The 12,161-nt window shown below is 74.1% G+C and carries 7 protein-coding genes; 6 read left to right on the top strand and 1 reads right to left on the bottom strand.

The features are described 5' to 3' along the window. Positions 1–78: 78 nt before the first annotated feature. The 6 genes from KSK32_RS05950 to prfA all read left to right on the top strand — a co-directional run bounded on the left by KSK32_RS05950 (position 79) and on the right by prfA (position 10,507). Complete coding sequence (locus KSK32_RS05950; RefSeq protein WP_216929296.1) at positions 79–1,323, top strand: MFS transporter; 1,245 nt, start codon at positions 79–81, stop codon at positions 1,321–1,323. Between the two features lie 64 nt (positions 1,324–1,387). Next, on the top strand, positions 1,388–2,290 hold the full coding sequence (thrB, locus tag KSK32_RS05945; protein WP_216929294.1) for a homoserine kinase: 903 nt from the start codon (positions 1,388–1,390) through the stop codon (positions 2,288–2,290). 337 nt (positions 2,291–2,627) lie between these two features. After that, positions 2,628–4,724, top strand: a complete 2,097-nt coding sequence (gene rho, locus KSK32_RS05940; protein WP_216929293.1) for a transcription termination factor Rho — start codon at positions 2,628–2,630, stop codon at positions 4,722–4,724. 141 nt (positions 4,725–4,865) lie between these two features. Then, a complete protein-coding gene (locus tag KSK32_RS05935) occupies positions 4,866–8,318 on the top strand; it encodes a phosphodiester glycosidase family protein (RefSeq protein ID WP_216929291.1) in 3,453 nt (1,150 codons plus the stop codon). A gap of 786 nt (positions 8,319–9,104) precedes the next feature. Continuing rightward, entirely contained in the window at positions 9,105–9,329 is a 225-nt protein-coding gene (rpmE, locus tag KSK32_RS05930; RefSeq protein ID WP_013288272.1) for a 50S ribosomal protein L31, read from the top strand. Between the two features lie 89 nt (positions 9,330–9,418). Further along, positions 9,419–10,507 (top strand): peptide chain release factor 1, encoded by a 1,089-nt coding sequence (prfA, locus tag KSK32_RS05925; RefSeq protein ID WP_018784855.1) that lies wholly within the window; start codon positions 9,419–9,421, stop codon positions 10,505–10,507. A 67-nt stretch (positions 10,508–10,574) separates the two neighbouring features. Here prfA and KSK32_RS05920 read toward each other — a convergent pair whose 3' ends face one another. Then, on the bottom strand, positions 10,575–12,128 hold the full coding sequence (locus KSK32_RS05920; protein WP_216929288.1) for a GGDEF domain-containing protein: 1,554 nt from the start codon (positions 12,126–12,128) through the stop codon (positions 10,575–10,577). Positions 12,129–12,161 lie beyond the last annotated feature (33 nt).

The raw sequence follows: 12,161 nt of genomic DNA, 5'->3' as shown, positions 1-12,161 counted from the left end.
TCGACGACGGGCACCCCGGTGGTGCTCCACACGATTTCAGCGGCTGCCGTGCCCGGGGCGGCCCGGTAGGGTGCCCGGGTGTCACCCACCCTCTCGGTCCTCGTCCGCAACCGCGACTTCCGCCATCTGTTCCTCGCCGAGCTGGTGGTCTTCGGCGCGGACTGGTTCGTCATGGTGCCGCTGCTGGTGCTGCTGCCCGACCTGACCGGCAGTGGCGTCTGGGGCGCGCTGGTGCTGGCGGTGGACACCGGCACGACCGCGTTGCTGCTCCCGTACGCCGGGACCGTCGCCGACCGGTTCGACCGCCGCAAGGTGATGATGGTGGCCAACATGGGCGCGCTGGCCGGGGTGCTGCTGCTGCTCGGCGTGCGAAGCGCCGGTACGGCCTGGCTGGCGCTGGCGGCGATCGCGTTGGTGGCGGTGGCGAAGGCGTTCTACTCGCCCGCCGCCCAGGCCGCGCTGCCGAACGTGGTCGACCCGGAGGATCTGGCCGCCGGTAACGCGGTGGCCGGCTCGGCCTGGGGCACGATGACTGTGGTCGGCGCCTCGCTCGGCGGGATCCTGAGCGCCGCCGCCGGCCCGTACGCCAGCTTCTGGGTGGCCGCCGTCGGCCTGGTCGCCGCCGCGGGCCTGGCCGCGCTGATCCGCCGGCCGTTGCAGGCGCCGCGCGACCCGGCGGCGGCGGTGCCGCGCACGTGGGCGGCGATCCGCGAGGCACTGCGCTACATCGCCCACCGCCCGCGCGTGCTGGCGCTGGTCACTGTCAAGTCGGCGGTCGGCCTGGGCAACGGCGTGCTCACCGTCTTCCCGCTGCTCGCGGGGGTGTACGGAGTGGGCGCGGTCGGCGCCGGGCTGCTCTTCGCCGCCCGCGGCGCCGGGGCCCTGGTCGGCCCGATCATGATGCACCGGGTGCTGAGCAACCGGGCCTGGCTGCTCACCGGCCTGGCGCTGTCCATGTCGATGTACGGCCTGGCCTACCTGGGCGCCTCGGTGGTGACCTGGTTCCCGCTGGTGCTGGTTCTGGTGTTCCTGGCCCACCTGGGCGGTGGCAGCAACTGGGTGCTGTCCAACTACGCCTTGCAGGGCGAGGTGCCGGACCGGCTCCGCGGCCGGGTCTTCGCCACCGACATGATGCTGGCGACGCTCGCCATCGCGGTGAGCCAGCTGGTGGTGGCGCTCGTGGTGGACCGGGTGGACGAGCGTACCGTGCTGGCCGGTTGTGGCCTGGTCACCGTCGTGTACGCGATCGGCTGGCGGTTCGCCACCCGGCGGCTCTCGCTCACCGACCCGGCCGAAGCGCCGGCCCCCGAGCGCGCCGGCTGACATGCCGGTCCCACGCTCCGGGCGGTCCGGCCGGGCTGTCGGGGTGACGTCCTAGCATGAGCCGGTGCCGACCACATTCACCTCCGGCCCGGTGCGGGTCCGGGTGCCCGCGACCAGCGCCAACCTGGGCCCCGGCTTCGACGCGCTCGGGCTGGCCCTGGGCCGCCACGACGACGTCACGGCCGAGGTGACAGACGGCGGCGTACGGGTGTCGGTCACCGGCGAGGGCGCCGGGGAGCTGCCGTCGGACGAGCGGCACCTGATCGTCACCGCGATGCGGGCCACCTTCGACGCGCTCGGCGCGCAGCCGGCCGGCCTGGTGCTGGAGTGCGTCAACCGCATCCCGCAGGCCCGAGGGCTCGGCTCGTCGTCGGCGGCGATCGTGGCCGGGGTGCTGGCGGCCCGCGCGCTGGTGACCGACGGCGACCGGCGGATGGGCGACGACGCCGCGCTGCGACTGGCGGCCGAGCTGGAGGGGCACCCGGACAACGTCGCCCCCTGCCTGCTGGGCGGCTTCACCATCGCCTGGACCGAGCCGGGCGGCGCGCGGGCGGTTTCGCTGCCGGTGGCGGCGGCGGTGCGGCCGACCGTCTTCGTGCCCGCCGAGCAGGGCCTGACCTCGGTGGCCCGGGCGGCGTTGCCGGCCACCGTGCCGCACGCCGACGCGGCGTCGAACGCGGGCCGGGCGGCCCTGCTGGTGCACGCGTTGACGGCCGATCCCGCGCTGCTGCTGCCCGCCACCGTCGACCGGCTGCACCAGGACCAGCGGGCACCGGGGATGCCCGGCACGGCGGCGCTCGTCGCCGCGCTTCGTGCGGCGGATGTGGCGGCTGTGGTCAGTGGGGCGGGTCCGACCGTGTTGGCGCTCTCCGAGGTTCCGGCGGGGTTCCAGGCGGGAACAGATTGGCGGCGGTGGGAGTTGCCGATAGATGTCAGCGGTGCCCGGGTCATCCGGGGTAGACTTTGACACGCCGAGCGGGGCCCTGTTGCCGCAGGTCGGACGAGGCGATTACGCTCTAGACCTAGCACAGCCGCGAAGCATGCGATCTTCCTGCGGTTCGGCGCACCCCCGAAGCTCTCGGCGGTAGCCCGTCACCCCTGCTCAAGGCCCACGCCGCACCGCAGTTTCCACAGGTCGCCGCAGACGGCGAGACCTGCTCACCGATGGTGGTGAGTCGGGAAACCACCGGCTGCTGTGTCACAGACTCCCGCGACGCGTCCATGCGAGGCGGGTGCACCGAGGCCGCCCGGCCACCTGGTTCCACGACTCCGGGCAGCCCCGGCCTATCGAGGGAAGGAATCCATTGAGCGACACCACCGACGTGACGTCGGATGTTTCCAACGTCGCTGGCGATGCCACCACCGCCGCCCCCACGCGCCGCCGGCGGAGCGGTACCGGTCTGTCGGCGATGCTGCTGCCGGAGCTCCAGAGCCTGGCCGCTTCGCTCGGCATCTCGGGCACCGCTCGCATGCGCAAGGGCGAGCTGATCAGTGCCATCACCGAGCGGCAGCAGGGCGGCGCCGCGGCCGGAACCCCTCGACCGCGAGCCGAGGTGGCGGCTGCGTCCGCTCCCGCCCGTGAGGAGGTGCACGCGGAGGTCCGTGAGGAGCGGGCCGAGGCACGCCCCGCCGAGCAGGCGCCGGCCGCCGAGGTGACCGAGGGTCGCACCCGTGGTCGCCGCAGCCGGGCCGCCGCCGCGACCACCGAGGCGCGACCGGCTGAGGCGCCGGCGACCTCGCCGGCTACCGAGGCGCGGCCGGCCGAGACGACGCGCGCCGAGGAGGCGCCCGCCGAGACCGGCGACCGGGCCGAGCGCGGTGAGCGCAACGAGGGCCGGGGCCGTGAGCGCGGCGGTGACCGGGCCGAGCGTGGCGGCGAGCGGGCCGAGCGTGGCGGCGAGCGGGCCGAGCGTGGCGAGCGCGGCGGTGACCGGGGCGAGCGCGGTGAGCGCAACGACCGTGGTGACCGCAACGACCGTGGTGACCGCGCCGACCGCAACGACCGGGGCGACCGCAACGACCGGGGCGACCGCGCCGAGCGCAACGACCGGAACGAGCGCGGCGACCGGGGCGGCGACCGCAACGACCGCAACGACCGGGGTGACCGCAACGACCGTGGTCAGCGCGCCGAGCGGGACAACGACGGCGACGACGACGAGGGCGGCGGCCGGCGGGGCCGGCGCAGCCGGTTCCGGGACCGTCGTCGCGGTCGCGGCGAGCGGGGCGAGGGCGACAGCGGTGGCGGCCGCGAGCCGCAGGTCGGCGAGGACGACGTGCTCGTCCCGGTGGCCGGCATCATCGACGTGCTCGACAACTACGCCTTCGTCCGGACCACCGGCTACCTGGCCGGCCCGAACGACGTGTACGTCTCGATGTCCCAGATCAAGAAGTACGGCCTGCGCCGAGGTGACGCGATCACCGGCGCCGTGCGGGCCGCGCGGGACGGCGAGCAGCGGCGCGACAAGTACAACCCGCTGGTCCGGCTGGACACCATCAACGGGATGGAGCCGGACGAGGCGAAGCGCCGGCCGGAGTTCTACAAGCTCACGCCGCTCTACCCGCAGGAGCGCCTGCGGCTGGAGACCGAGCCGCACATCCTCACCACCCGGGTGATCGACCTGGTCATGCCGATCGGCAAGGGCCAGCGGGCGCTCATCGTGTCGCCGCCGAAGGCCGGTAAGACGATGGTGCTGCAGGCGATCGCGAACGCGATCACCCGCAACAACCCGGAGTGCCACCTGATGGTGGTGCTGGTCGACGAGCGGCCGGAAGAGGTCACCGACATGCAGCGGTCGGTGAAGGGCGAGGTCATCGCGGCCACGTTCGACCGTCCGCCGCAGGACCACACCACCGTGGCGGAGCTGGCGATCGAACGGGCGAAGCGCCTGGTCGAGCTGGGGCACGACGTGGTCGTGCTGCTCGACTCGGTGACCCGGCTCGGGCGGTCGTACAACCTGGCGGCGCCGGCCAGCGGCCGGATCATGTCGGGTGGTATCGACTCCACCGCGCTCTACCCGCCCAAGCGCTTCCTCGGCGCGGCGCGCAACATCGAGAACGGCGGCTCGCTGACCATTCTCGCCACCGCGCTGGTGGAGACCGGGTCCATGGCGGACACGGTCATCTTCGAGGAGTTCAAGGGCACGGGTAACGCCGAGCTGAAGCTGGACCGGAAGATCGCCGACAAGCGGGTCTTCCCGGCGATCGACATCAACCCCTCCGGCACCCGCAAGGAGGAGGTCCTGCTCGCGCCGGAGGAGCTGGCGATCATCCACAAGCTCCGCAAGGTGCTGCACTCGCTGGACTCGCAGGCGGCGCTCGACCTCCTGCTGGACCGGCTCAAGCAGTCCCGCACCAACATCGAGTTCCTGATGCAGATCGCGAAGTCCACTCCGGGCGAGTGAGCTGACGGATCCGGCGAACGAGGGGCACGGCCGCATCGGCCGTGCCCCTCGTCGCGTGCCGGGCGGCCGACCGTGAAGTTTTTCTACGGTTAAGCCGTGAGGTATTGAAACTTCTATTCACCCTCGGGTTGACTGTCGTCCATGCGAACCCGCAGTCGACCCGCCCAGCTCGCCGGCGTCCTGCTGCTGACGCCGTTGCTGACCCTCACCGCGTCGCCGCCCTCCGCCGCAACGGCCGCGCCGCCGGTCGTCGCACCGTCGGCCGCCACCGCCGCTGAGGACGCGCCACGCGCCTCGTCCCGCCCCGACTCCGCCGTCGCGCTCGCCGGTGTCGAACCGGCCGGCGGCCTGGAGACCGCCAAGACCACCCGGCCGGTCGCGCCCGGCCTCGACCTGACCTCCTTCGACAGGTACGACGCGGCCGGCTGGCTGCGCGCCGACGCCCTCACCGCCGACCTGGCCGGCGGGCTCACAGTGGACTACGTGAACTCCGGCGAGGTCACCAAGGACGAGCCGCTGCGCGCCGCGGTGGACCGGTCCCGTGCCGTCGCGGCGGTCAACGGCGACTTCTTCGACATCAACAACTCCGGTGCCGCCCAGGGCGTCGGCGTCCGCTCCGGCGAGCTGGTGCAGTCGCCGGTCGCCGGGCACCCCAACGCCGTCGGGATCAGTGCCCAGGGCATCGGCCGGATCGTCCAGGTCGGCTTCGAGGGCACCGCGGCGCTGCCCGCCGGGCCGGTGCCGCTCACCCAGTTCAACAACATGGTGCAGCGCGACGGCGTGGGCGTGTTCACGCCGCTCTGGGGGTCGTACACCCGCCAGCGGGCGGTGGAGGGCGCGGCCCGGACGGTCGAGGTGACACTGACCGGCGGCCGGGTGGCGAGCGTGGCCGCCACGGCGGGCGAGGGGCCGATCCCGGCCGGCAGCACCGTGCTGCTCGCCCGCGAGGCCGGCGCCGACGCGCTCGCCGCGCTGCGTCCCGGCGACGCGGTGGACCTGACCTGGCGGCCACGGGCCTCCGACGGCGGTGACCTGCGCGCCGCGGTGGGCGGCGGCAACGTCCTGGTCCGCGACGGCGTCGTGCAGAGCATCGCCGACCAGTCGCTCGCTCCGCGTACCGCTGTCGGTTTCTCCGCCGACGGCCGCAAGATGATCATGATGACGGTGGACGGGCGGCAGGTGGACAGCCGGGGCGTCACGCAGACCGAGATGGGCCGCATGATGGCCGAGCTGGGCGCCGCGAACGCGCTCAACCTCGACGGCGGCGGCTCCTCCACGCTGCTCGCCCGGGAGCCGGGCGCGGCCACGGTCCAGGTGGAGAACAGCCCCTCCGACGGCAGCGAGCGGCCGGTGCCCAACGGGCTCGCCGTCTACGCCCCGAAGGGCAGCGGCCGGCTCACCGGCTACTGGCTGGAGACCGCCAGCGACCCGACCGCCGCACCCGGTGTCGCGCCGGTGCGCGGCGGCCGGCCGGACCGGGTCTTCCCCGGCCTCACCCGCCGGCTCACCGCCGCCGGATACGACGAGACGTACGGCCCGGCCGCCGGCGAGCCGCGCTGGCACGCCACCCACGGCCGGGTGGACGGCGACGGCGTGTTCCGGGCCGTCGTCCCCGGCCGCAGCACGGTCACGGCCGCCCGCGGCCGGGCCCGGGGCAGCATCGAGCTGACAGTGCTCGGCCCGCTGGCGCGCATCGACGGCACCGTCGACCGGGTAGGCCTGGACCGGGCCGGTGACAGCGGTGTGTTCGGCGTCGTCGGCTACGACGCCGAGGGCAACACCGCACCGATCGAGCCGGCCGACCTGAAGCTGGAGTACGACAGCGACCTGCTCGCCGTCACCCCCACCGCCGACGGCAACCTGTCCGTCAAGGCGCTCGCCGCGACCGGCTCGGCGCTGGTCACCGCGCGGGTCGGCAACCGCAGCACGGTCCTGCCGGTGACGGTCGGGCTCACCGACGTTCCGGTGGCCGGATTCGACGACGCCGCGTCCTGGAAGTTCAGCCAGGCCCGAGCCTCCGGGTCGGTCGCCCCGGCCGAGGGGCACACCGGCGGCGGGCTGCTGATGTCGTACGACTTCAGCCAGTCCACCGGCACCCGGGCCGCGTACGCCGACCCGCCCGCCTGGATCGACGTCCCCGGCCAGCCGCAGGCGTTCGGCATGTGGATCAAGGCGAACGGCACCGGCGAGTGGCCCAGCCTGCACCTGCACGACGCGCAGGACACCCAGTTCGTGCTGCGCGGCCCGTACCTGGACTGGACCGGCTGGAAGTACGTCGAGTTCGCCGTGCCGCCGGGCGTGCAGTACCCGGTGCGGGTGCGCCGGTTCTACGTGGCCGAGACCGACCCGGCCGAGCAGTACCGCAGCGAGTTGGTGATCGACGACCTGGTGGCCCGGGTGCCGCCGGACGTGCAGGCGCCGCCGGAGCCCAACCGCACCGACCGGGTGGTGGTCCGGGACGGCACTGTGGACGGCGCGCCCTGGCGCTTCGCGGTGCTCTCCGACGCCCAGTTCGTCGCCGCGAACCCGGACAGCGACCTGGTCGCCCAGGCCCGCCGTACGCTGCGCGAGGTCCGCGCCGCCCGGCCGGACTTCCTGATCATCAACGGTGACTTCGTGGACACCGCCTACCCGGCGGACTTCGCGCTGGCCAAGCGCCTCCTGGACGAGGAGCTGGACGGCGAGGTGCCGTACCACTACGTGCCGGGCAACCACGAGATCATGGGTGCGCCGATCGACAACTTCCGCAGCGTCTTCGGGGACACCTCGCGCGTCTTCGACCACCGGGGCACCCGGTTCCTGACGCTGAGCACCGCCACCGGCTCGCTGCGCGGGGGCGGGTTCGACCAGGTGGAGCTGCTGCGCCGGACGCTCGACGAGGCCGCCGCCGACCGCTCGGTCGGTTCGGTGGCGGTGTTCTTCCACCACCCGCCGCGCGACCCGAGCCCGGCCAGGGCCAGCCAGCTGGGCGATCGCAAGGAGGCGGCACTGGTCGAGCAGTGGCTGGCGGACTTCCAGCACCGCACCGGCAAGGGCGCGCTGATGGTCAACGGCCACGTCGGCACGTTCCACGCCGACCGGGTGGACGGCGTGCCGTACGTGATCAACGGCAACTCGGGCAAGGACCCGTCCACGCCGGCCTCGCTCGGCGGGTTCACCGGCTGGACCGAGTTCGGCGTGGACCCGGTGACGCCGAGGGAGGCCGAGCGGGCCCGCCGTGACCCGCTGGCCGAAGGACCGCGGTGGGTCAGCGCGGAGATGCACGCCCACGTCGACCGGCTCGCGCTGACCGCGCCCGCGCAGGTGCGCCGGGGAGCGTCAGTCGGCGTCACGGCCACGCTCACCCAGCCCAGCGGCCGGCAGGTGCCGGTGGCGGCACCGGTCAGCGCCGACTGGTCCGGCTCGCCGAACCTGCACATCGGTGGCGTGACGGGCGTACGACCGTGGCACGCGGCCTGGTTCGACCCGGTCACCGGCAAGCTCACCGCGTTGCGTCCGGGTGCCCAGGTGCAGTTGACGGTGACGGTGAACGGCGTGAAGGCCGAGGTGACGGTGACCACCACCACCGCCGCGGTGCAGGCGCCCGCTTCCTGACCCCGGGGCCGGGGCTCCTCACCTTCGGAGGAGCCCCGCCTCCGCCGGCCTCCGCCGGCCTCCGCCGGCCTCCGCCGGCCTCCGCCGGCCTCCGCCGGCCTCCGCCGGCCTCCGCCGGCCTCCGCCGGCCTCCGCCGGTCCCACCCGCCCTACCAGCCTCACCGGGCACCCGCCCTACCCGGCCCGCCCACCCTCCCGGCCACCCGCTGTTCCGGCCCTCCCGCACTTCTGGGCCCTCCGGGCCTTCCAGGCGTCCCGCCCTCCCGGCGTCCCCGCGTGCGCCGCCCCGCGCCGCCCGCCCGAGTGGAGCGCCATGGGTGTCAAAACGGTCCGCAGACACCCACGGCGCTCCACTCACCCGCGAATCCGTGGCACGCCTTCCGGCCCACCTGAATGGCCTGGACCCCCTGACCCAGTTGATCATGAGGTTGGCTGGGACAAAGGGGGCAGGAAGTGCCGTCAACTTCATGATCGCCCGGCCCGGCCCGGCCCGGCCCGGCCCGGCCCGGCCCGGCCCGGCCCGGCCCGGCCCGGCCCGGCCGCGCCGCGCCGCGCCGCGCCGCGCCGGGCCGCGGCGGGCGGGCCGGTGGGGGAGTGGGTGGGGTGGGGGTGGGAATGCTGACGGGTGGGCCGGCGTTGGGGGTGGCGGACCTCCTGTGCCGGGTGGAAGACGCCCGTGGCAGACTGGTCAATCGGCCACCGGTTCCGGTTCACGCCCGAGCCCGTCGTGACGACGGGGCGCACCGACGGCGACCCGGCGACCACCGACGAAAGGACCGAGGCGACATGAAGCCCAACATCCACCCGGAGTACGTGACCACCGAGGTCCGCTGCTCCTGCGGTAACACGTTCACGACCCGCAGCACCGCCAAGGGCGGCGCCATCAGCGTCGAGACCTGCAGCGCCTGCCACCCGTTCTACACCGGTAAGCAGCGCGTGCTGGACACCGCCGGCCGGGTCGCGAAGTTCCAGCAGAAGTACGCCAAGGTTCAGGCCAAGAAGGCCAAGTAGCTCCGTCGACGACGCCCGTGTCCGGCTTCTGCCGGGCGCGGGCGTTCGTCCGTTTGTGCCGGGTTCCATCTCCAAGGAGCATCCGCAGCATGAGCAGTGAGCGCCTGGCCGCCCTCCTCGACGAGTACGCCGAGCTGGAGCGGCGGCTGGCCGACCCGGCCATCCACGCCGACCAGGGCACCGCCCGGCGGGTCGGTCGTCGGTACGCCGAACTGGTCCCGCTGCACAAGGCGGCCGGTGAGCTGGAGCAGGCCCGCGCCGATCTGGCCGCCGCCCGGGAGCTGGCCGCCGAGGACGCGTCCTTCGCCGCCGAGGCGGACACCATCGCCGATTCCCTGCCGGCGCTGGAGGAGCGGCTCGCGGAACTGCTCATCCCGCGCGACCCGCACGACGCCAAGGACGTGATCGTGGAGATCAAGGCCGGCGAGGGCGGCGAGGAGTCGGCGCTGTTCGCCGGTGACCTGCTGCGGATGTACACCCGGTACGCCGAGCGGCACGGCTGGGTCACCGAGGTGATCGACGCGCAGGACTCCGATCTCGGCGGCGTCAAGGACGTCTCGCTGGCGATCAAGAGCAAGGGTGTGCCGGAGGGCGGCAACGGCGTCTGGTCCCGGCTCAAGTGGGAGGGCGGCGTGCACCGGGTGCAGCGCGTCCCGGTCACCGAGTCGCAGGGCCGGATCCACACCAGCGCCGCCGGTGTGCTGGTGCTGCCCGAGGCGGAGGACGTGGACGTCACCATCGACCCGAACGAGCTGCGCATCGACGTGTTCCGCTCGTCCGGTCCCGGTGGGCAGTCGGTGAACACCACCGACTCGGCGGTACGGATCACCCACGTGCCGACCGGCATCGTGGTCTCCTGCCAGAACGAGAAGTCGCAGTTGCAGAACCGGGAGCAGGCCATGCGTATCCTGCGCGCCCGCCTGCTGGCCGCCGCCCAGGAGCAGGCGGACGCGGCGGCGTCGGACGCCCGCAAGGCGCAGGTCCGCACCGTAGACCGGTCCGAGCGGATCCGCACCTACAACTTCCCGCAGAACCGGATCACCGATCACCGCATCGGTTACACCGCGTACAACCTCGACCTGGCGCTGGCCGGCGAACTGGACGGGGTGCTCGACGCGCTGGCCGAGGCGGATCGCGCGGCCCGGCTGGCCGGCGAGACCGAGCTGTCCCGCCGCTGACCGCTGAGGTGTTAAGCGGGGGCCCCTCCTCTACCGGAGGCGTTAACAGGGGGCCCCTCCTTACCGCTCAGCTTGCCCGCAACCGCGCCTTGGCGCGCAGCATCTCCCGGTCGGCCAGCTCGAACGCGGCGCCCAGCGCCTCCCGGACGCTGACAGTGGTGCTGCCGTCGACCTCGGCGAAGCCGATCGTCACCCCGACCGGCGTGCCCGGCACCAGGGACTCCCAGTCCTCGGTGCGGACGGCCGCCTCGATCCGGCGGGCCACCTCGACCGCCTCCGCCATGCCGGTGTCGGGCAGCACCACGACGAACTCGTCGCCGCCGTAGCGGGCCACGAAGTCGCCCCGCCGCATCACCCGGTTGATCACCCCGGCGACCCGTTGCAACACGAGGTCACCGGAGTGGTGGCCGTGGCGGGTGTTCACCGCCTTGAACCCGTCGAGGTCGCAGACGCCGATCACCACCCGCTCACCCCGGGACACCACAGCGCCCAGGTAGCGCTCCAACCGGCGCCGGTTGGGCAGGCCGGTGAGCGGGTCGGTGAGCGCCTCGCCCTCGTACCGGGCCGCCTCGCGGCGCATCTCCTCGTGGTCGATCCGGGCGGCGATGCCGTCGATGTAGACGTCCCGCAGCCGGTCGCTGCGCCGCGCCGCCAGCCGGAACGCGTGCCGGTCGGCCCGGTGCGCGCCCGCGTGGTCACCGGCGCGCGCCAGCGCCACGCTGCGCAGCCGGGGCGCCTCCGCCGCGCCGAGCGTCTCGTCGGACACCCGCAGCGAGTCCAGCCGGGTGACCGCCTCGATCGGACGGCCGGCGGCCACCGCGAGGCAGACCTGACCGAGCTGGCGCAGGTCGCGGGCGCGGGCGCTGTCGCCGCCGTGGCCGAGCAACCGGTTCGGGTCGGCGTCCCCGGCGGACTCCACCCGGTCGCCGAGCGCGGCCCGCCGGGCGGCGGCATAGCCGTACGCGGCCAGGCTGCTCGGGCGCAGGTTGCCGGCCCCGCCACCCCGGAGGAACCGGGCCAGGTCGCCGGCGACGTCGCGCAGCACCCGCAGGCAGCCGTCACTGTCGCCGTTGTGGTCGAGCGCGACCGCGTTGCGCAATCGGATCCCGGGGGCGGCGAACGTCTCCTCGGGGATGCCGACGCTGAGCCCGACCTCCCGGGCCCGCTCGATCGCGCCCAGAGCGTGGCCGTGGAAGCTCAGGTACGAGTACGCCATCGCCAGGTCGTGCCAGCCCCAGGCGGTGTCCCGGTCGGGGGTGTCGTCGGCGCTGAGCGCGCGAGCGGCCCGGACCAGGTGCATCACGCACCTGTCCAGCGCGCCCTGGTGGTGGGCGGCGAGCGCGGCCAGCGCGTTGAGGTGCCCGTGCAGGTAGGGCTCGGTCAGGTCGCGTACGGCGGCGGAGGCGTCCTCGACGGCCCGGGTGAACTCGGCGGTGCGGCCGAGATTGATCAGCGCGGACAGGCGTTGCACCAGCGCGTCGGCGCGGGCGTACGGGTCGTCGGTGGTGCGGATGACGCGGTCGAGCAGGGCGCACGCCTCCGCGGACCGGCTGGCCTCCTGCAGTGACCGAGCGCGGCGGAGAGCGTCAACCTGGTCCTCGACCTGGTCGAGCCAGCCCACTCGCGACCTCCCTGCGGTGTGCGCCCGGACGCA

Origin of the sequence: Micromonospora sp. WMMB482 (genome assembly GCF_019038635.1) — a bacterium.
In the GTDB taxonomy this organism is placed as follows: domain Bacteria; phylum Actinomycetota; class Actinomycetes; order Mycobacteriales; family Micromonosporaceae; genus Micromonospora; species Micromonospora marina.
This window is presented reverse-complemented; position numbering and strand designations above follow the sequence as displayed.

What these genes read in the sequence shown, in the direction of transcription:
- KSK32_RS05935 (WP_216929291.1), top strand. Translation starts at nt 4,866, where the DNA reads ATGCGAACCCGCAGTCGACCCGCCCAGCTCGCCGGCGTCCTGCTGCTG.
- rpmE (WP_013288272.1), top strand. Translation starts at nt 9,105, where the DNA reads ATGAAGCCCAACATCCACCCGGAGTACGTGACCACCGAGGTCCGCTGC.
- prfA (WP_018784855.1), top strand. Translation starts at nt 9,419, where the DNA reads ATGAGCAGTGAGCGCCTGGCCGCCCTCCTCGACGAGTACGCCGAGCTG.